Below are 19,763 nucleotides of genomic sequence, written 5' to 3' on the forward strand. Positions count from 1 at the left end.
ACTACCGGCTCGGGAGAATGTTATTCTCCGGGTCGGACCGGGTCAGACCGGGTCGAAGGCGGCGATGCGCCAGGTGTCGGAGACCTTGTCCAGGGTCACCCGCACGCTGCTGGCGGCCAGTGCCGGGTCGGGTTTCTCGGCGCTGGTGGTGCTCTGGTTGATGAAGACCAGCACCACCGCCTGGTCCTGCCGCAGCTCGGCGACGGCCGCGCGGACGACGGTGGCGCTGGTGCGCACCGACTTCTCGCGTGCCGCCGGGGCGACCACCTGCTCGGTGAACTGGCTGTAGTAGTCCAGGAAGTCGCCGGTGAGGTGCTGTTCGGCGGCGGCGAAATCGCGGTCGAGGGTGTCGGGGGCGTAGGAGAGCAGCGCGACGGTGCCCTCGGTGGCGGCGGCGACCGCGCGCTCCTGCGCGGCGGTGCCGGTGCCCTCGTCCGGGCGGTTCGCGGCGTACAGCGTGGCGGCGGTGGCGATACTCGCGATCACCAGGATCGCGAGCAGGATCGAACCGGCGTTCGCGCGCAGGCGGGCGGTCACGGGACGAACTCCACTTTCGACATGCGCATGGTGTCGCCCTCCCGCTGCACGGTGACGCTGAGCCGCCAGGCGCGCGGCTCCTGCTGCGCGCCGCCGGAATTGGTGACCTTCGAGGTGGCGGCGACCAGGACGACGGCGGAGTCGTCGGTCATGGACTCCACCGCGACCGCGTTCACCGTGCCCTCGGTGGCGACCTGGGACTGCTCGATCACCGAGGTGAAGTCGGCCGAGCGGCCCTGGAAGTCGTCCCGGAACGTGCCGGTCGAGTTGTCCAGGACGCGCTGCACGTCGGCCGCGGCGTGTGTGAAGTCCAGGGTGGTCAGCGCGACCACGCCCTGCTTCGCCGCCGCCGCGAACTCGCCCGCCCTGCGCTCCTGCGCCGCGGCCTCGCGGTGCTGGTACCCGAGGAGAGCCGAGGTCACGAGCGCCGCGGCGATGGTGAGCACGGCCGCGGCCTGGAGCGCCGTCCGGCGCGGATGCGCGGCGAGCGCCGTGCGGAGGCGCCGCAGCCGTCCGGGGCTTTCGTCCTCGCCCGCGGGCTCCCCGGCCGAATCCTTCTCGGCCGCGCCCGCCTGTGCGGAGGCTGTCTTCTCCGGGCGGTCCGGCGAGTCCGCGTTGACCGCGCCGCCATCGCCCACCGTCGCGGGGCCGCCAGCGTCCGCCGTCGTGGGACCGCCAGCGTCCGCCGTCGTGGGACCGCCAGCGTCCGCCGTCGTGGGGCGCGCATCGTTCGTGCCCTCGCTCGCGCTGACATCGGCGCTCGCCGACGTCGCGCCTGTGACCTCGTCGGAGTCCGCGGCTTCGTCGACCTCGTCGGAGTCCACGGCTTCGTCGCGCTCGGCGAGGTCGTCGACGCTCGGCGCGGAACGCCTGCTCCCCGCCTCGCGCCGCAACTGCGCGGCCTTGGCACGCGCCCGCGCGGCATCGGCTCGCGCCTCCGCGGCGACAGCCTCCGCTTCCGCCACCTCCGCGGCGAGCAGGAGGTCGTCCGCGACCGCCACGTCGGGTCCGGTGACCGGGCTCATGGGCAACCTCCGTTCGTCTCGGAATCGGATGAGAATGACGTTATCACGAGAGTGCAGACCTATTTCCGCGATTCCGGGCCGCGCGGATTGATTATGTTATTCTCGCTGACGAGAATGGCTGTTTCGCTAGGCGGAGAGGTGCGGGGATGAGCGTTTCGCTGCTGCTGGACATGGCGGCATCGAGCAACCCGGACCGCCCGGCCCTGGTCTGCGACGAGGTGCGCTGGAGCGTGACCGACCTGCACACCGCGGTCCAGGGCGGGTCCGGCGTGATCGCGGGCGCCGGGGCGCGCAGCGTCGGCTACGTCGGCACCGGCGGCCACCTGCTGCCGCTGCTGATCTTCGCCGCCGCGGGCGCGGTGGTGCCCTTCACCCCGCTGAACTACCGCCTCGGCGCCGACGGCCTCGGCGCGCTGATCGCCCGCCTGGACACCCCGCTGCTGATCGCCGACGACGAGTACCACGACGTCGTCGCCCGGATCGCCGGGCCGGGCGCCACCGTGCTCCGCTCCGCCGAGTTCCTGGAGCGGGCGGCGGCCGCGGAGCCGGTCACCGACTTCCCCGACCCCGAGCAGGTGGCGGTGGTGCTCTTCACCTCCGGCACCACCTCGACCCCCAAGGCGGTCGAGCTCTCGCACAACAACCTGGTCAGCTACATCACCGGCACCGTCGACTTCGGCTCCGCCGACCCGGACGACGCCGCCCTGGTCTGCGTCCCGCCGTACCACATCGCCGGCGTCGGCGCCGCGCTCTCCAACCTCTACGCGGGCCGCAAGGTGGTGTACCTGCGCAACTTCGACGCGGCCCGCTGGATCGAGCTGGCCGCGAGCGAGCAGGTCACCTCGGCGACCGTGGTGCCGACCATGCTGGCCAGGATCGTGGCCGAGCTGGAGCGCACCGGCGTCACCCTGCCCGCGCTGCGCACCCTCGCCTACGGCGGCTCCAAGGTGGCGCTCCCGCTGCTGCGCACCGCGCTGCAGCTGCTGCCCGAGGTCGGCTTCGTCAATGCCTACGGCCTCACCGAGACCAGCTCCACCATCGCGGTGCTCGGCCCCGACGAGCACCGCGCCGCGCTGGCCTCGGACGATCCGGCGGTGATCCGCAGGCTCGGCTCGGTCGGCACCCCCGTGCCCGGGATCGAACTGCAGGTCAGGGACGAGAGCGGCACCGTGCTCCCGCCCGGCGAGACCGGCGAGCTGTACGTGCGCGGCGCCCAGGTGTCCGGGAAGTACACCGGCATCGGCTCGGTGCTGGACGCCGAGGGCTGGTTCCCGACGAAGGACGTCGCCACCCTGGACGCCGACGGCTACCTGTTCCTCGGCGGCCGCTCGGACGACACCATCATCCGCGGCGGCGAGAACATCGCGCCCGCCGAGATCGAGGACGTGCTGGTCGAGCATCCGCGGGTGCGCGAGGTCGCGGTGATCGGCGTCGAGGACGTGCAGTGGGGGCAGATCATCGTCGCCGTCGTCGTCCCCGCGGACGGCGCCGAGCCGGACCCCGAGGAGCTGCGCGCCTTCGTCCGCGCGGGGCTGCGCGGCTCGCGCACCCCGGACCGGGTGGTCTTCCGCGACTCGCTGCCCGCCACCCCGACCGGCAAGGTGCTCCGCCGCGACCTGGTCACCGAGTACGGGCCGGAGCAGGCGGCGGACGCCGTCAGCACGTAGAGAGGACGACAATGGTCAAGAACGGAACCCGACTGCGCAGCCAGGTCTGCGACACCGAGGTCATCGTGGTGCGCGCCGCGGAAAGCCTGGACGACCTGCGCGCAGGCGGCGTCCCCATGGTCCCGCTCGGCGGCGACGCCGCGCCCGGCGGCACGCTGGAGCCCGCGTTCGCCGACGGGAATCTGATGGGCAAGCGCTACGTCGACGAATCCGGCGCGGAAGTGCTCGTCACCAAGGCCGGGGCGGGCACACTCAGCGTCGGCGCCACACCGCTGGCGCTCAAAGAGGCGAAGCCGCTCCCCGCGAGCGACTGAGGGAAGGAAGGGTCCGCCGTGACCGAAGCGAAGATGCTCGTGTTCGCCAATGCCGTCGAAGGCCAGGACGACGCGTTCAACGAGTGGTACGACACCACCCACCTGGCCGACGTGGTGAAGGTGCCGGGGATCAGCGCCGGACAGCGCTACGACCTGGTGCCCGGCGCGCTGCCGGGCCGGGCCGCCGCCGCGCCCGCGCACCGCTACCTCGCGGTCTACGACCTCACGGCGGAGCCCGCCGAGGTGGTCGCGGAGTTCACCAAGCGGGCCGGGTCCGGGGAGATCCCGCTCAGCCCCACGCTGGATGTCGCGAGCCTCAGCGTGGCGGTCTGGAAGCCGCACGGCGAAGCCGTAACCGGCTGATCGCTCGAACTCGAAGGGCCGCCCGCACTCCCCGTGCGGGCGGCCCTTCCGCTGTCAGGAGCGCAGGCGGAAGAGCGCTTCCTGGGCGTAGGAGGCGACCAGCTCGCCGGACTCGGTGATCACGTCACCGCGGCCGAAGATCCGCCCGCCGGCCAGGATCGGCGAGTGCTGCCGCAGCACCTGCCAGGCATCGCTGCGCACCGGCCGGTGGAACCACAGCGTGTGCGAGGTGACCGCGGACAGGAACTGGGTTCCGTTGCCCACGTGGCTGATTCCCTCCTCGGGGCGCAGCGCGGTGCCGATCAGCGTGAGGTCGGTGGCGTAGGCGGTCAGCGGCGCTCCAAGCTCGGGCTCGACCTCGGGTGTGCGCAGCCACAGCTCGTAGGCGGGCGGCCCGGCCTCGGTGCTGTCCAGGTCGTCGACGGCCCTGGTCTCCCAGGGGATGAGCCCGATGTCCCTGCGGTGCTCCGGCCCCGGTAGCCCGCCGACCCCGGGCAGGCTCTGCCGCTCGGCGCCCTCCTCGGGCGCGTGCAGCGAGACCACCGCGCTCGCCACCACCTGCTCGCCCTGCCGCGCGGTGATCGCCGCGGTGGCGAAGGAGCGCCCCTCGTGCTGCGGCTGCACCTCGTACCGGATCGGGGTGTCGGACCTGCCCTCCCGCGGGAACACCGTGTGCAGCGACTTCACCGACTTCTCCGGGAACGCCAGCCCCGCCGCCACCAGCAGCTGGCCCAGGATCTGGCCGCCGAAGACCCGGTGGTACTCCAGCGTCTGATTCGGTCCCTCGTACGCGGCGGTATCGACCGGTTTCAGGTCGAAGGTGGCGAGCAGGTCGTTCCACATGTCGGGCATACACGGATTGTAAGGCACCCTCTACCGCATAGAGAGTGCCATTCTCATTCACGTCACCGTCAGCCCGTGCGCGCAGAAGTTCCAGACCTCCTCGGCGGTGATCGGCCGCGCCTCGCCCTCGGTGCTGCCCGGCTGCGAGATGAACATGACCGTGTGCAGCGTCATCGCCGCCATCCGCCGCGGCGGCAGGTCGGCGCGCAGCCGCGACGACGCACTCGCCTCGGTCATGAGCTCGGTGAACATGGCGAAGAGCGCCGCATGTGCGGTGCGCATCTCGGCGGGGTGCGAGCTGAGCAGCTGCGGCGCGAACTCGGTGAAGAGCGGCCTGCGCGCATCCGGGTCGGGGCGGCAGAGCTGGAAGAGCAGCTCGACCGCGGTGCGCAGCTTCGCCAGCGGGTCGGCGTGCGCGGCGGTGGCGGCTCTGATCTGCTCGGCCGTCTTGCTCAGCGCATCCTCGTAGAGCGCGAGCAGCAGCTCGTGCTTGCCGTCGAACTGCAGGTAGAAGCTGCGCAGCGACTGCTGCGAGCGGTCGACCACCTCCTGCACCGTGAAATCGGTGCTCCCCTTCTCGGTGATGATCGCCTGCGCGGCGTCGAGGAAGCGCTGGACCCGCTGGCCCGCCCGCTGCGTAGCGGTGCGCAGCGAGCGCTCGACCGCGCGCTGCTTCCACGCGGGTTGCTCCTCGCTGCTCACGGGCCCGCCAAGGGGTTGGGACGTGACGGAAGCGGCATGGTCCAGCTCCGTTCGGCTCTGGCTGTTTTGGAGAATCCACACTACCGTATTTGAAGAATATAATTCTCATGCGTTATCGACGGAAGTGAGGGCGATCCGCGTGTTGCTCGAGTTCGACTCCGATCAGCGCTTCTGGCAGCAGACCGTGCGCGAGGCCGTCGCCAAGCACTGCCCGCCCGCGCTGATCCGGGACGTGGTGGACCGGGGCGCCGATCCAGGCCCGCTCTGGAAGCTCTACGTCGAGCAGGGCTGGACCGCGCTGACCGATCCCGCCGACGCCGTCGAGCTGACCATCGTGCTGGAGGAGCTCGGCCGCGCCACCGACCCGACGCCCTACCTGGCGACCATGACGCAGTACGCCCCGCTGGCGGGCGCGGCCGAGCCCGCGGTGGCCGGGGCCGCGCTCTTCGACGGCGTCGCCGCGCACCGCGACGGCGGCGGCTGGCGGCTGGACGGCACCGCGCAGGTGCTCGACGGCGACCGGGCCGAGCGGTTGGCGGTCGCCACCGGCGCCGGCGTCTTCGTGCTGCCCGCCGCGGCGGCGACCGTGCGCCGCATCCCGGTCTTCGACCCGGTGCTGCACGTCGCGCAGGTCACGCTCGACGGCGTGCGGGTGGCCGAATCAGACAGGGTGGCAACGGATTCCGCGCGGGCCCGCGCCGCCGCGCGCACCGGGCTCGCCGCCACCGGCGTCGGGGCCTGTGCCCGGGTGCTGGAGCTGGTGGTGGCGCACGTGCGCGAGCGCAAGCAGTTCGGCGCGCCGATCGGCTCGTTCCAAGCGGTGCAGCACAAGGCCGCCGACATGCACGTCGCGGTGCAGCGGGCCCGCGCGCTCACCTACTGGGCCGCGCTCACCGCCTCGGCGGGCGACCCGCGTGCCCCGCTGGCCGCCGTCATGGCCAAGGCCGCCGCGGGCGAATGCCAGGCCCTGGTCTTCCGCGACGGCCTGCAGCTGTTCGGCGCCATGGGCTTCACCTGGGAGAACGACGTCCAGTTCGCGCTCAAGCGGGCCAAGGCCGTCGACCTGCTACTCGGCGGTGCCGACGAGCACCGCGCCACGATCGCGAGGGAGTACCGTGCAGCTGTCGTTTGACGCGGAGGTCGAGGAGTTCCGCGCCGAGTTCGTCCGGTTCCTGGACGAGCACCTGCCCGCCGACGCCGCCGCGGGCGAGCGCCCCGGCTCCACCGGCGACATCCCGGAGTGGGCGCGCGCCTGGCAGCGGGTGCTCTTCGAGCACGGCTGGCTGGTGCCGGGCAACCCGCCCGGCTACGGCGGGCGCGGCGCCGGGATCCTGCAGCAGTACGTGCACCGGGAGGAGCTGGCCCGGCGCGGCATCTACGAGAACTTCAACCCGCAGGGGTCGGGGATCATCGCGGCCTCGCTGCTCACCTTCGGCACCGAGGAGCAGAAGCAGCGCTGGGCCGCGCCCATCCTGCGCGGCGACCTGACCGCCGCGCTCGGCATGAGCGAGCCCGGCGCCGGCTCCGACCTGGCCGGGCTGCGCACCCGCGCGGTGCGCGACGGTGACGTGTACGTCGTCGACGGGCAGAAGGTGTGGACCTCCGGCGCGCACGACGCCGACGTGCTGCTCACCTTCGTCCGCACCGACCCGGCGGCGCCCAAGCACCGCGGGATCTCGGCGCTGATCATCCCCACCGACCTGCCCGGGGTCGAGCGCAGGCCCTTCGCCTCGATCTGCGACCCCGGCGACCTCGACTTCAACGAGGTCTTCTTCGCCGGGGTGCGGGTGCCCGCGGAGAACCTGCTCGGGCCGGAGAACCAGGGGTGGCGGGTGGCGAACGGATCGCTCGGGCACGAGCGGAACCTGCTCTGGACCAGCTTCGCCGTCCGGCTGGACGGGCTGCTCGCCGACTTCCACCCGGTCGGGCCGGTGCAGGAGGATCGCTACGCCACGTTGGCGCTGGACGCGCAGGCGCTGCGGCTGCTCGGCTCCGGCGCGCTCGCGAAAGCGGCTGCCGGGGAGGATGACCCGGCCGAGATGTCGGTGCTCAAACTGCTCGGCTCGGAAGCGGTGCAGCGCGCCTCCGAGCACGCGCTCGCCGCCGCGGGCGGGGCTGCGCTCCCGCATCCCGACGTGACCGCTCGGCACAGTCCGTTCAATGTGGACGAGAGTGCGCCCGGGTGGTTCGAGCGGTTCGTGCGGAGTTTCGCGGGGACTATTGCCGGGGGGACGTCGGAGATTCAGCGGACGATCATCGCCCAGCGGATCCTGGGATTGCCGCGCGCGGGTGCGGGGTAGGGCTGGAAGGAAACGGCCGCGACGAAGTGATCCGGTCAGCGGTCCCGTTGGTCACGAGCCGTCCGATCGTTGTCGGGAAATGTGCAGGTGCTGGTCGTGGTCGACTTCACGCGGCCTGCGGTCCGACAGGGTAGCCGCCGAACCGTCCCGATCGAGGCGGTTTGCGTCGGTGCGCCAGCTCGCCACCACGCCCTCCACGTCCGCGATGCCGAGCCCTGATGCGGAAGTGGGCTCGATGGCGACGCCTCCCAATTCCGGGGACTCGTCCAGTACCTCGCTGAGATGACGCAGGCAACGGCCGGCGCCGCGCGCTTCATCCAGCGCCATGTACCCGGTGTAGGCACTCAACCAGTGCTCGAGGGCAGCATCGGAGTCGCCGCACATCCAGCGCAGCACGCCGCTGATCTCGGTGGCGTGCACGCGGCCGCCGGGGTCGCGGCCGTTCTCGGTGCGGGTGAAAGCGAGCTCGAGGCGGTCGGCCGCGGCCTCCAACCTGCCCCGGCGGAGTTCGGCTACCGCGAGGTTGATCAGGACGCAGACCTCGGCGGGCAGGTCCGCGCGGGGGAGCAGCCGCCAGGTCTGCTCGAGTTCGGTGACGGCCTCGTCCAGCCCGGTTCGGGTGCGCAGGTGGCGCAGCGCACGGCGGTGGCTACTGCGCGCGGCGACTCCCGTGGACCAGCTCAGCGGGCGGTAGCGTCTCCGGTCGTCGGCGGCCTGGTTCGCGCGCAGTTCCAGCAGGCCGTGCTGCATCGGGAACAACTTCGCCAGGTCTGGGATCGTCGCCACCCGACTGCACAGCAGGGCGAAGCCGAGTTCGCCCGCATCCTGCACCTCGAGCGCATCGAGAATGCGGACCAGCTCCGGAAGCACCGCTGTGGGCAGATGTTTGTGCATGGACGCAGCCGCGCAACTGTTGAGCAGGGTACGGAGGTCCCGCGTGGACGCGCCGAACCAGCGCCTCGCTGCCGCGGCGTGGCCGGGGTGCCCGAGCGCGACGGCACGCGCGCTCGCGCGATCGGCGTGCTCGCGCACCAGCGCGGTGAGCGCGGCTTGCCAGGCCGGATTCCCGAGCACGGCATCACGCTCCGAAGCGCTCGGTCCGACGGTCGGGTAGTAGTACCTGGCACCCTGCACGGCAACGACCCGGTCGGCCAGCAATTGTTCGCACAACTCGGTGGCGGTTTCGAAGCCGGGTGGTTCCGTGCCGGGCTCCCGGACCGCCTTCTCGGCGTCGACGAGCGCGGTCGCCACCGCGAGCAGCGTTGCGCTGTCGTACCGGCGCACCGGGAGTAGCCGGAGAACCGCTGCCTCGGTGGGATTGCGCGCCGAGTCGGCCGGCGGCGTGAAGGTCGCGGGCCGGGGCGGTATGCCGACCACCTCCACGTGCGGCTTGTTCAGCGTGTCCAGCAGCGCGCGGGTCCGCGTGAGTCGCTCCTCGTCCTGCCGCCGCGAGTACCACCGGTACCCGGCGAAGAGCACGCCGCCGACGACCAGCAGCACCCAGAACGCCCGCAGCGTGCTCGCCAGCGTCTGGACCACCTCGGTCTCCCCGAAGGAGTCGACAACGAGGGTCCGGCCGAACTCGAGGGTGAGCGCCGTGGCGACCACCGGGGTGGTGCCGAGCGCGACCCGCCACAGCGTCGAACGCGGCGCCGCACCTCGTCGCGCAGCCGGCTCGGCGTCCCGTCGTGCCGTAGGCTCCGCCCTGGGTCGATCCGGCTGCCCCGCAGTGGGTTCCGTACTCATCGCACTGCGCCCCCGGTCAATCCGGGCACCAGCCAGCGCCGCCAGGTGAGGACCAGGACCAGCACCGGCACCACGGCCGAGAGCAGCGAACCGGCCGCCAGCCGCGCCGAGTTCTCCTCGAACTGCCGCGCCTCACCCCAGAGCAGCAGCGACCACGGGCTCCCGCCCGCACCGCCGAGCAGGAAGCCGATGGTGAAGTCATTCCACACCTGCACCGACTGCAGCACGGCCACGGCGCCGAGCGCGGGCCAAGCGGTCTCCAGTACGCGCCGTACGGCGGTGGCCTGGGTGGCGAGGCCGTGCAGCGCGGCGGCTCCCTCCGGGGCGGCGAGCAGGGCGGCGCGCAGGACGAGCACGGCGATCGGGATTCCAGCGGCGGCGTGTACCAGGATCAGCGGGGTGCGGGTGCCTGCGAGCCCGCCGTGCTCGACCGCCCAGACAATCGGGCCGAGGTAGGTCTGCACCGGCAGCACCGCGAGCACCACCAGGCCGGATACGACGATCCGGGTGCGCGCTCGCTCCGGGTCTGCGGCGGCGAGCCGGAGCGCGGCGGGGACGGCGGCGGTCACCACGAGCAGCGTGCTCGCCAGCGCCACCCACCCGGTGCTGCCGAGCGAGTCGAGCAGGGCCCGGTCTCGGAGCAGCCCTGTGACCGCGTCGAGCTGGAAACCGTACGGACCCCAGAACGTCGCAACGGCCAGCACCAGGATCGGGAAGGAGACGACCAGGAAGACGGCGGCCGCGGCGAGTATCCGTTTCACGCTCGGCCGCACCCGGGTCCGGGTGATGGGGGGTGCGGCGGGGCGGCTGCCCCCGGTCCCGTTCTGGAAGTACCAGGCCCCGACGCCGACCAGGGCGGCAAGCGGCACCGCGTACACCGCCTCCGGGCCGAAGCCGGAGTCCGGATCGCTGGCCAGCCGCCACCAGAACACCGTCGCGCCCTGATTCCACTCCTGCAGCGGCCACGGCACCCCGATGAGCACAGCGTCGAACATGCGCGCCGCGGCGACCCCGATTCCGGTCGCGAGCACGAGTACCACCGGCCGCAGCTCTTCCAGCCTGCGTTGGTGCCGCTCCCAGTTCTTGCCCGCTTTCACGTACGCGACTCTGGCCGGGTCGGCTTCGATCGCAAGGACGCCGTCGCGCAGCAGCGCGGTGGCGAAACCGAACCAGGTCCAGACGAAGGCGGTGGGTGGCAGCAGGCAGAACCACCAGAAGACGGCGGGCTGCGAGTCGAACCCGAACAGGTCGGCCAGCCGCTGGAAGATGAGCCGGAAGGCGACCCCGGACACCAGCGCGGCGACCGCGCAGGGCGCCACCAGCGGCAGCCACATGTTCCACCGATCCCGCAGCCACACCGCCAGGGCCAGCGCGACCGCCACCAGCACCGCGGCGAGCAGCACCATGCACCCGGTGAACAGGTAGGCCCGCGCCCCGGCCGGGCTCAGCCCGCGCCCGACCTGGTAGCAGGCCGCCGCGACCACCCAGGGAACGAAGACCGCCAGCAGGGCGTAGTGCCGGTGACCGGATTTCGGGTGCCTGACCACGACCACCGTGCCCACCACCGCCACCACGGCCGCCGCGCACCACAGCGGGACCGTCGGCGTGGTCGCCACCGCGAAACCGATGGTGACCGCCGCCGGGACGATGAGCACCGCGGTGACGAGCACCGCCGCCGGCGCGGCCCACAGCAGCGTCAGCAACCGCAGTCGGGGCACCCCGGGCACCGGCGCGCCGCGCATAGGCCGGGTGGTCAGCGCCAGCCGGACGCCGTGCGCCTCGATGTACGAGTTCGTGCTCACCGCGCTCGTCGCTCCCGCTCGTCCAGCGCCGCGACGGCCCGGTCCACTGCCGGCTCGAGCGCACCCGCCCCGTCCCCGACCTCGGTGAGGAACCCGGTCAGCACCGGCCACAACCCGTGCCGCCCGCCCATCGCCCCGATCCGCTCGGACAACTCGACCACCGGCTCGGCGGTCAACTCCCCAGCCACCGGGCCGAGAAAGCGCGAGTACGCCGCCTTGGTCACCCGATGCGGCTCGAGAAACCCGCCGTACCCCTCGATCCACGGCTTCGCCGCCCCCGGCGCGGCGAGCGCGGCGACCACCTCGTTCGCCGCCTTGGGCGCCCCCGCCGTCACCACCGCCACGTCACCGCCGACGATGTGCGGCCGGGCGCCGCCGGGCACGGGCGGGAACCAGGTGGTCCCCACGACGTCGTCGGAGCGCTTCGCGTGCCGCAGGCAGCGCCGCACGATCGGCTCGGCGAAGTCGGGCATCGCCACCATGAGCGCGGTGCGGTGGTCGAAGACCTCCCGGACCGCGTCGGGGAACTGCCTGGTCAGCGCATACCCGATGCCGCGCGCGGCCCGCACACCCCACAGCGCACCGAGGTTGCGCAGCGCCGCCCGCACCGCGGGCCGGTCCCAGCGCCGCGGCGGCGCGCTCTCGGCGAGATCCAGGTATTCGTCGGGGGATTCGGCGAGCAGCATGTTCTCGAAACTGTCCGTGAGCGTCCACCCGTCCGCCCCCGCGGGTGCGAGGAACCGGACGGGCCCGCCGGAGAGCTCACCGGCCGCGGCGACCCAGTCCCGCACGGTCCACCCGGCCGGATCGCCGAGCCCGTACTCCGCCATCGCCTCCCGGTCGAACCACACCAGCGACTTCGCCGTCAACTTGAACGGCGCACCGTAGGGCTCGCAGTCGTGGACGAGCAGCCGCTCCCAGTACTCGGCGTACGGCGCGCCCCGCCACACCTGCTCGGGCAGCGCCCGCAGCCTGCCGCGCGCCGCGAGCGCCCGCACCTGCCCGATCTGCGGCATCATCACGATGTCCGGCGCCTCCCGCCCCGCCGAGCCGAAGGCGGTGTCGATGTCGTCGCCGAGCGGAACCACCTGCACGGCGGGCCCGATCTCCAGCGCCGCGAGCACCGAGCGGAAGGCGGCCAGCTCACCCCCGCTCCACGCCACCGCGATCCGCACCGCCCCCGACCCGCCGAACGGGCCCGTGCCGCATCCGGCCGCCAGCGGCAGCAGTGCCCCCGCCCGCAGCAGCCCCCTGCGTGAAACCATGCTCCCCCGATGTCGTTGCCCGACAGCCGGTCCCGATTATGCCCCGTGGTCTCCCGGGAAAGTTCCGAATCGGCTCACTCGGTGGCGGTGAGCGCGGCGCGCGGGCACTGCGCGACCGCCTCGCGCACCCCGGCGGCGAGCGCGTCGGGGACCTCCTCGTGCAGGACGTGCAGGTTGTCCTGGTCGTCCAGGTCGAAGACCTCGGGGGCGATCCCGGCGCAGACGCCGTTCGCCTCGCAGAGGGTCCAGTTCACATCCACCTTCACGGGGTCACCTCCGGGTCGTCGACGGTCAGGATGGCGTGCACGGGGCAGTCGAGCAGGGCGCGCAGGACGCCGTCGTGCTCGGTGGGCGGGACCGTGCCGTCGGTCTCGAGGGCGGCGTAGCCCCAGTCGTCCAGGGAGAAGTGGCGCGGCGCGTGTCTGGCGCAGATGCCGAAGCCGTCGCAGAGGGTGCGGTCGAGGCGGATCTTCACGGGCGGACCTCCGGGTGCACCTCGAAGGGGCGCTCGGCGCGGTACGGGCCGTCGGCGCAGGTGGGGCAGGTGCCGGTCAGGTGCGTGGCGACGTCGGCGCCGAAGCGGGCGAGCAGGGTGGCGGCGGCGTTGGTGGCGCCGTCGAGGGTGCCGCAGGCGCCGCGGCCGCGCAGCACGACCGACCAGCGGCGCAGCCGGGCCACGTCCTCGTCGGTGGCGGCGCCGTCGCGCAGCGCGCCCGCGGCGGCGGCCATGGCGGCGGTGCCGTTCCAGCAGGAGCCGCACTGGCCGGCGTTCTCCCTGTCGAAGTACTCCAGCACGGCGGCGGCGACCGCCACCGGGCACTCGGTGGTGATGAGCGAGAAGGCGCCGCAGCCGAGCCCGCCGCCGATCGCGCGCAGGGCGCTGTGCTCCAGGGTGACGTCGAGGACGGCCCGGTCCACCATGCCCGCGAAGTAGCCACCGGTGAGCGCGCCGCGCACGCTGTCGGGCGAAACGCCGTGCAGCGCGAGCAGTTCGGTGAAGGGGAGGCCGTGCGGGAGTTCGTAGAGCGCGGCCGGGCGGCCACCGCCGGAGACGGTGGCGAGGAAGGTGCCGGGGGAAGCCTCGGTGCCCGCCGCGCGGAACCCTTCCCCGCCGTGCGCGTGCACGAAGGGCAGGTGCGCGAGCGTCTCCACATTGCTGACCACGGTGGGCAGCCCGGCGACGCCGCGCTCGAACGGGCGCGGCGGCTTGTCGCTGGGCAGCGCGGGGCCGCCCTGCACCGCGCGCACGGCCGCGGTCTCCTCGCCCGCCACGTAGGTCGGGTCGACCAGCACCAGCTCGATCGCGGGCGCCTCGATCCCGGCGGAGTCGAGCTCGGTGAGCGCGGCGTCCACGCTGCGCGCCGCGGCCGGGTCGGAGAGGTAGACCACCGCGCGCTCGGCCCCGACGACCCCCGCGGCCAGCCGCAGCCCGTCCAGTACCAGGTGCGGGCGCTGCCGCAGCAGCCACTTGTCCTTGATCGAGGCGGGCTCGCCCTCCTCGCCGTTGGCCAGCACCACGGTGCCGCTGCCGCGCCGGTGCGCCGCGCGCACCCCGGCCAGCTTCACCGCGAGCGGGAACCCCGCACCGCCGCGGCCGAGCAGCCCGCTGCGCCGCACCTGCTCCAGCAGCGCCTCCGGGTCACCGGCCGGACGGTAGCCACCGGCCGCGCGATACTCGTCCAGCGGCTCCGCGCCAGCGCGCAGCAGCCGCGGCTCCAGCCCCGGCGCCGGGCCGCCGACCCGGAACGCGGACCGCTCGAAAATGTCCTGCATGGCAACCTCTTCCGGGGGAGAAACGGCCGCTAGGCTGGCCGGTATGAGAACCGCGGTGGTGCGAATCGACGTCGACCCGGCCGGCGAGCTGTCGCCCGCCGGGCTCACCGACGGGCTCACCGCGCTGCGCGCGCACCTGAGCGGGATCCCGGCGGTGCTGGTCGGCTCGGCCGCGAGCCGGGAACTCCAGCTGCACATCGAGACCGGCGACACCGAGGCCGCCGTGCGGGCCGCGGTCCGCGCCTGCGCGAAGGCGTTCGGCACCGAGCCGGTGCCCGGCGTCGTCACCTACGTCAGCCGCGGCACCGACGACGACGCGCACGGCGTGCTCGCCGGGTTCGGGCTGCGCGGCGAGATCCGGCGCGAGCCGGACGCCGACGGCTTCGACGTGGTGCACGTGACCCTCGACCGCGCCGACCTGGAGCGGGTGCCGGAGAGCCGGATCCACACCGCCCTGGAGGCGTCGCTCAACTGCGAGGTGGTCGTCCATACCCGGTGAGCTCAGCCGTCGAGGAAGGACAGGATGGGCGGCGCGGCCAGCACCCAGGTGTCGAACAGGTTGTACCGGTCGACCCGCTGCTGTGCCCGGTCCTCGACGGCGCGCTCCCAGGCGTCCTCCGGCCACGGCGGGTCGATCAGCGTCGAGCCGGCGATCAGGCAGCTCACCTCCAGTGAGGTGCGCTTCGGGTGGTCCAGGTCGTGCGCGCCGCCGCGAATGATGAGCGTGGGCACGGTGATCCGGTCGAAGAGCTCGTCGTCGACGCCGGGCACGGTCTGCCCCGGCTTGGAGACGTAGGCGTTCAGCCAGCGCAGCGAGAGCTTGACGAACTCGTCCCGGTCGAGGGCGAGCAGCCGCTGCTCGTTCTTCGGGTTGGCCGCGATCAGCTCGCGCCACTCCCGCATCCGCGGCAGCCCTTCGACGCCGAGGCCGCGCACCACCTGCAGGCTGGGCAGCACGTAGTGCGCGCCGAGGTTGAAGGTGCCGTAGATGCCGCCGACGATGTTCCACAGCACCAGCTTCGAGACCAGCTCCGGGTACAGGATCGTGGTGACCATCGAGTCGCGGGCACCGCCGGAGCCACCCGCCAGCACCACCGGGCCGGTGTCGAGCGCGGTGAGCAGGCCGTGCAGCGTCTCGGCGCGCATGTGCGATTCGCTCTGCCCGTAGAACTGGACGTCGGAGGCGCCGCAGTTGGGGCGGTCCCAGAGCAGCACCCGGTACCCGCCCGCGACCAGCGCCTCGGCCAGCGGGCGCAGCCCGGGAATGTCCATCCCGAACCGCCCGCCGGGCGTGAGCACGACGAGTTCGCCGCTGTCGCCCAGGATCTCGTAGACGACCGAACCGCCGTTCACGACTACCGATGGCATGGGAACCCCTCTCCGGCACCGCACCGGAGCCTCCGGCCGGGGCAGCTCACGCCGTCACGATGACGTCGGCGCCGTCCACCCGCACCGGGTAGGTGCGGATGCTCCACTCCGGCTTCACCGCGGTGGTCCCGGTGGCGAGCTCGAAACCCCACTGGTGCCAGGGGCAGTAGATGTACTCCTTGTCCCGCACCTCGACCGCGTCGCCGGGCACCGACTCGTCCACCACGGTCCGGCCGCGGGCCCGGCCCGAGCAGAGCGGGCCGCCCTCGTGCGGGCAGTAGTTGGCGATGGCGTAGAAGGTGCCGCCCACGTTGTAGACGCCGACCCCGTGCCTGCCGATCGGCACCACCTTGGACTCGCCGGGCTGGATCTCGTCCACCGTGGCGACGACGTGTTCCCGCCCCTGGGCGAGCCGGGGGCGTTCGGGCTGCGCGGTCACAGCACCCGCCTCTGGCCCTCGATCGCGGGCACGAACTCCGGCAGGTGGTAGGTCTCGATGCCGTTCTTGTACATGACCCGCTCGCGCGCGTGCTCCGGCAGGTGCTTGACCAGCCAGCGCGGGTCGTCGAAGGTCCAGTGCGGGTAGTCCGAGGAGTAGAGCAGGATGCGGTCCGCCTCCATCCACTCGAAGGCCCTGGTCAGCTCGGTTTTATCCTCCGGGTAGTCCAGCGGCTGGGTGGTGAAGCGGATGTGCTCCTTGACGTACTCCGACGGCTTGCGCTTGATGTCGACGAACGACTTGCGCGCCGCGTAGATGGCGTCCATCCGCCACATGAGCGGCAGGATCCAGGTGAAGGCGTGCTCCACGAAGACGATCCGCAGCTCGGGGAAGCGGTCGAAGACGCCGTCGAAGATCAGGCTCATGATCTGGTTCGCGGCGAGCAGCGAGTAGGTGACCATGAAGTCGTGGTTGTAGCTGGGGAAGCCGACCGGCGGCATCGGCATCGTCTCGTACGCCCCGCGGCCCAGGTGGCAGCTCACCACCAGGTCGTGCTTCACCGCGGCGGCCCAGATCGGGTCGTAGCGCGGGTCGCCCCAGGCCGGGCGCGGCTCGGCCTTGATCAGGATCTGCGACATGAACGGGTGCCCGGCCCAGTGCTCGATCTCGCGCACCGCGCCGTCCACGTTGTCGATGGCGGCGCAGATCGAGCCGCGCCAGCGCTGGTGCCGGTTGTTGACCGGGTCCAGCCAGTGGTTGGCCAGCCAGTGGTTGATGCCGGTGGCCAGCGCCTGGGTCGCCTCCGGCAGCCGGGTCGCCTTCACCGTCGGCTCCAGGATGCAGATGTCCGAGCCGGCCTCGATGATCAGCTGCCGCAGGGCGAGTTCCGGGTCGCTGCCTGGAAATTCGCCGTCCTTCGGGAAGGTGTCGACCCGCATGGCGTAGGAGTGCGCGTAGTCCGGGGCGTCGTAGATGATGGTCTCGCCGACCCGGTGGCTCAGGAAGTGCTTGCTGCGGAACGGCTCCGGGATGTACTCGACCAGCTCCCTGCGCCGGGGCACCGGGTGCACGTCGGAGTCGACCACCCGCACGGCGACCTGCTCGGCGGCCGGTGCGCGCTGCTGCTGATGCGCCAGTGTCATGGGCGTCTCCTTATCCCGCGGGGGCCATGATGTCGATGCCGTACAGCTCGGCGGCATTGCGCCAGAGCAGCTTCGCGCGCTGCTCCGCGCTCAGCCCCGCGGGCAGCGCGAGCGCGTCGCCCGCGTGCCAGTGCGGGTAGCTGGAGCCGAACATGAGCATGTCCTCTTTACCGGTGAAACCGAGCCACTCGCTCGCGAACTCGGTGTCGCCGGGGCCGTCCAGGCTGCCCTGCACGAAGTAGACGTGGCCGGGCAGGTAGTCGCTCGGCATCTTCGGCGCCCACGGGGTCTGCTCCAGGTGCGGCCTGCCGAAGGTGTCCATCCGCCAGCTGAACGGGGTGAGCATGTCGGCGCCGCCGTCCGCCCAGACGAACTTCAGCGCGTCGAAGCGCTCGAAGACGCCCTCCGCGATCATGTTCATCAGGTGGTAGACGTAGTTCAGCGTCATGAAGCCGAGGTACTGCTCGTAGCCGCGGGTGTGCCCGGACGGCGTCGGCGGGAAGGCGATGCTCTCGCCGGTCTCGATGTGCGCGGCCACCGGGAGCCCGGCCGCGGCGGCGGCCTCCCAGATCGGCCAGTACTGCGGCTTGCCGTACAGCGCCATGGACTGCAGCGGGATGCCGAGCTGCACCACCCGCGGGTGCGTGCCCCAGCGCTCGATCTCGCGCAGCGCGCCCGGCACGTCGTCCGGGTTCACCCGGATGGTGCCGCGGAACCGGTCGGCGTGCGCGCCGTCGAGCCAGCGGGTCACCAGCATCTCGTTGTGCGCGGCGAGCACCGCGGTGGTGAGGTGCCGGTCCGGCAGCACCCCGCGGGTCATCGGATGGAGAACCGCCACGTCGACGCCGCGCTCGTCGAAGAGCTGCGCGGCCACCAGCCCCGGGTCCGAGCCCGGGTACTGCTTCTCCGGGCCGCGGGTGCCCTTCGCGTACTCCCCTCCGGGCGCGCCGTACCAGTCCATCTCGGCATCGGGGATGCCGCGGCTGCGGTACGGCTCGCGCAGGAAGCTCCGCATGTCGGCGTTCGACGCGAAGAAGACGTGCACGCTCGCGTCCACGACCGGGGTGCTGGTGCCGTCGGGCAGTTCTCTCATCCGATCACTCTCTCGATCAGTCGATCACCGCGACGTCCGGACGCTCCGTCACCGGGGCGGCCAGCCGCTGCTCGTCGCAGATCCGCTGCAGCTTCTCCAGGGTCGCTTCCAGCCCGGGGCCGAGCTTCTTCCCCGGCGTGAAGGTGGCGGGCAGCTTGCGCATGCCCTGGATCACGCCGATCGTCTCGTAGTGCACCGTGCCCTCGGGGTCGCAGCGGTAGTCCGGCATCCGGTCCAGCACCGCGGTGAGCATCGACTTGAACACCGTGCGCGCCACGTTCGAGCCGATGCAGCGGTGGATGCCGAGCCCGAAGCTGAAGTGCCGGTTGCCCTTGCGGTCCAGGACCACCTCGGTCGGGTCGGGGAAGACCGAGGGGTCGCGGTTGGCCATGGCCCAGGAGAGCCAGAGCCGGTCGCCCTCGCGGAACTCGGTCTCCTGCAGCTCGACGTCCTCGGCGATGGTGCGGCCGTCGCCGGGGGCCGGGGTGAAGTAGCGGAGGAACTCCTCGGTGGCCGGGTCGAGCAGCTCCTCGCGCTCCCGGCTGAGCAGCTCGCGCTGCTCGGGGTTCTCGGCGAGCCACTCCAGCGAGTGCGCGGTGAGCGCGGTGGTGGTGTCGAAGCCGCCGCCGATGATCAGCCCGAGCATGCCGAGCAGCTCCAGGTCGGGGGCGGGCTCGCCGTCGATCCGCAGCTGGGTCAGCGCGTACACCAGGCCGGGGCGCGGGTTCTCCTTGATCTCGGCCAGGCTGGTGAGCAGGTCGATGCCCATGGCCCTGTGCATCTCCGCCACCTTCGGCGCCTCCGGCGAGTTCTCCGGGGTGTAGACGGCGGCGTGCACCGGCTCGCTGTAGAGCGACCAGCGCTTCAGCGGAATGCCGAGCATGGCCAGGGTGAGCACGGCGGGGACGACGTTCGCCAGATCGTCCACGAAATCGATGCGCCCGGACTCGATGTGCTCGTCCAGGGCGGCCCGCACGATCTCGTCGATCACCGGCTCCCAGCGCCGCACCGCGGCGGGGGAGAGGTAGGGGTTGAGCACCGAGCGGTAGATCCGGTGCTCCGGGTCGTCCATCTCCAGGATGCCGCCGCGCACCATCGAGGCGCGCTGGGCGGTGGGGATCGAGATCCCCTTGTACCCCTTGCGCTCCCCGTGCAGGTCGTGGTCGTTGGAGACGTGCGGGCAGCGCGCCAGCTCGAACACCGCGTCCGCGCTCGCGGCGACCCAGTGCCCGTCGTGGGTGTCGGACCAGGCGACCGGGCACTTGCCCTGCATCTCCTCGGTGATGTCCTGGAAGCGGTGCCGGTACTCGGGGCTGTGCCGGTCGAACTGGTACCTGACCCGCTTGCGGTCCTCGCCGGCCACGCTCTCGTCGATGGTCACGAT

The 19,763-nt window shown here is 72.4% G+C and carries 21 protein-coding genes; 6 read left to right on the top strand and 15 right to left on the bottom strand.

Features of this window, described 5'->3' with window-relative positions; translation table 11 throughout:
* Positions 1-42: 42 nt before the first annotated feature.
* Positions 43-537, bottom strand: a complete 495-nt coding sequence (locus LTT61_RS29920) for a twin-arginine translocation pathway signal (RefSeq protein ID WP_233017353.1) — start codon at positions 535-537, stop codon at positions 43-45.
* Entirely contained in the window at positions 534-1,562 is a 1,029-nt protein-coding gene (locus LTT61_RS29925) for a hypothetical protein (RefSeq protein WP_233017354.1), read from the bottom strand. Before LTT61_RS29925 ends, LTT61_RS29920 begins: the two co-directional genes overlap by 4 nt.
* Before the next feature lie 146 nt (positions 1,563-1,708).
* Between LTT61_RS29925 and LTT61_RS29930 the strand changes: the two genes are divergently transcribed.
* Genes LTT61_RS29930 through LTT61_RS29940 form a run of 3 tightly spaced genes read left to right on the top strand, consistent with a single transcriptional unit; the run spans position 1,709 to position 3,906 of the window.
* Positions 1,709-3,229 (top strand): class I adenylate-forming enzyme family protein, encoded by a 1,521-nt coding sequence (locus LTT61_RS29930; protein WP_233017355.1) that lies wholly within the window; start codon positions 1,709-1,711, stop codon positions 3,227-3,229.
* An 11-nt stretch (positions 3,230-3,240) separates the two neighbouring features.
* Complete coding sequence (locus LTT61_RS29935) at positions 3,241-3,543, top strand: hypothetical protein (RefSeq protein WP_233017356.1); 303 nt, start codon at positions 3,241-3,243, stop codon at positions 3,541-3,543.
* 18 nt (positions 3,544-3,561) lie between these two features.
* Entirely contained in the window at positions 3,562-3,906 is a 345-nt protein-coding gene (locus tag LTT61_RS29940) for a DUF4286 family protein (protein WP_233017357.1), read from the top strand.
* Positions 3,907-3,960: 54 nt separating this feature from the next.
* On the opposite strand, the gene LTT61_RS29945 is transcribed toward LTT61_RS29940, so the two are convergent.
* Together LTT61_RS29945 and LTT61_RS29950 are read right to left on the bottom strand one after the other, a co-directional pair.
* Positions 3,961-4,758, bottom strand: coding sequence for an acyl-CoA thioesterase (locus LTT61_RS29945; protein ID WP_233017358.1), 798 nt, complete (start codon positions 4,756-4,758; stop codon positions 3,961-3,963).
* Between the two features lie 48 nt (positions 4,759-4,806).
* Entirely contained in the window at positions 4,807-5,451 is a 645-nt protein-coding gene (locus LTT61_RS29950) for a TetR/AcrR family transcriptional regulator (RefSeq protein WP_233017359.1), read from the bottom strand.
* Positions 5,452-5,590: 139 nt separating this feature from the next.
* Between LTT61_RS29950 and LTT61_RS29955 the strand changes: the two genes are divergently transcribed.
* Positions 5,591-6,583 carry an acyl-CoA dehydrogenase family protein gene (locus tag LTT61_RS29955; protein ID WP_233017360.1) on the top strand — a complete coding sequence of 331 codons (993 nt, stop codon included), beginning with the start codon at positions 5,591-5,593 and terminating at the stop codon, positions 6,581-6,583.
* Positions 6,567-7,751, top strand: a complete 1,185-nt coding sequence (locus LTT61_RS29960) for an acyl-CoA dehydrogenase family protein (RefSeq protein WP_233017361.1) — start codon at positions 6,567-6,569, stop codon at positions 7,749-7,751. Before LTT61_RS29955 ends, LTT61_RS29960 begins: the two co-directional genes overlap by 17 nt.
* A 51-nt stretch (positions 7,752-7,802) precedes the next feature.
* On the opposite strand, the gene LTT61_RS29965 is transcribed toward LTT61_RS29960, so the two are convergent.
* The 6 genes from LTT61_RS29965 to LTT61_RS29990 all read right to left on the bottom strand — a co-directional run bounded on the left by LTT61_RS29965 (position 7,803) and on the right by LTT61_RS29990 (position 14,337).
* Positions 7,803-9,497: a hypothetical protein gene (locus tag LTT61_RS29965; protein ID WP_233017362.1), complete on the bottom strand. Its 1,695-nt coding sequence runs from the start codon at positions 9,495-9,497 to the stop codon at positions 7,803-7,805.
* Positions 9,494-11,299, bottom strand: coding sequence for a hypothetical protein (locus LTT61_RS29970; protein WP_233017363.1), 1,806 nt, complete (start codon positions 11,297-11,299; stop codon positions 9,494-9,496). The genes LTT61_RS29965 and LTT61_RS29970 overlap by 4 nt, the downstream gene beginning before the upstream one ends.
* Positions 11,296-12,564, bottom strand: coding sequence for an ABC transporter substrate-binding protein (locus LTT61_RS29975; protein WP_233017364.1), 1,269 nt, complete (start codon positions 12,562-12,564; stop codon positions 11,296-11,298). Before LTT61_RS29975 ends, LTT61_RS29970 begins: the two co-directional genes overlap by 4 nt.
* 74 nt (positions 12,565-12,638) lie before the next feature.
* Positions 12,639-12,830: a ferredoxin gene (locus tag LTT61_RS29980; RefSeq protein WP_233017365.1), complete on the bottom strand. Its 192-nt coding sequence runs from the start codon at positions 12,828-12,830 to the stop codon at positions 12,639-12,641.
* On the bottom strand, positions 12,827-13,039 hold the full coding sequence (locus LTT61_RS29985; RefSeq protein WP_233017366.1) for a ferredoxin: 213 nt from the start codon (positions 13,037-13,039) through the stop codon (positions 12,827-12,829). The genes LTT61_RS29980 and LTT61_RS29985 overlap by 4 nt, the downstream gene beginning before the upstream one ends.
* A complete protein-coding gene (locus LTT61_RS29990) occupies positions 13,036-14,337 on the bottom strand; it encodes an NADH-ubiquinone oxidoreductase-F iron-sulfur binding region domain-containing protein (protein WP_233017367.1) in 1,302 nt (433 codons plus the stop codon). Before LTT61_RS29990 ends, LTT61_RS29985 begins: the two co-directional genes overlap by 4 nt.
* A gap of 43 nt (positions 14,338-14,380) precedes the next feature.
* Between LTT61_RS29990 and LTT61_RS29995 the strand changes: the two genes are divergently transcribed.
* Positions 14,381-14,836, top strand: coding sequence for a hypothetical protein (locus LTT61_RS29995; protein WP_233017368.1), 456 nt, complete (start codon positions 14,381-14,383; stop codon positions 14,834-14,836).
* A gap of 2 nt (positions 14,837-14,838) precedes the next feature.
* Here LTT61_RS29995 and LTT61_RS30000 read toward each other — a convergent pair whose 3' ends face one another.
* The 5 genes from LTT61_RS30000 to LTT61_RS30020 are packed head-to-tail and all read right to left on the bottom strand — an operon-like array spanning position 14,839 to position 19,760.
* The gene (locus LTT61_RS30000) at positions 14,839-15,705 is read right to left on the bottom strand and encodes an alpha/beta fold hydrolase (protein WP_233017369.1); all 867 of its coding nucleotides are present in this window, start codon (positions 15,703-15,705) and stop codon (positions 14,839-14,841) included.
* Positions 15,706-15,751: 46 nt separating this feature from the next.
* The gene (locus tag LTT61_RS30005) at positions 15,752-16,144 is read right to left on the bottom strand and encodes a Rieske (2Fe-2S) protein (protein WP_233017370.1); all 393 of its coding nucleotides are present in this window, start codon (positions 16,142-16,144) and stop codon (positions 15,752-15,754) included.
* A complete protein-coding gene (locus LTT61_RS30010) occupies positions 16,141-17,286 on the bottom strand; it encodes an amidohydrolase family protein (RefSeq protein ID WP_233017371.1) in 1,146 nt (381 codons plus the stop codon). Before LTT61_RS30010 ends, LTT61_RS30005 begins: the two co-directional genes overlap by 4 nt.
* Before the next feature lie 10 nt (positions 17,287-17,296).
* Entirely contained in the window at positions 17,297-18,379 is a 1,083-nt protein-coding gene (locus tag LTT61_RS30015) for an amidohydrolase family protein (RefSeq protein ID WP_233017372.1), read from the bottom strand.
* 16 nt (positions 18,380-18,395) lie between these two features.
* A complete protein-coding gene (locus tag LTT61_RS30020; RefSeq protein WP_233017373.1) occupies positions 18,396-19,760 on the bottom strand; it encodes a cytochrome P450 in 1,365 nt (454 codons plus the stop codon).
* Positions 19,761-19,763: the final 3 nt, after the last annotated feature.

Source organism: Nocardia asteroides (genome assembly GCF_021183625.1).
In the GTDB taxonomy this organism is placed as follows: Bacteria; Actinomycetota; Actinomycetes; order Mycobacteriales; family Mycobacteriaceae; genus Nocardia; species Nocardia asteroides_A.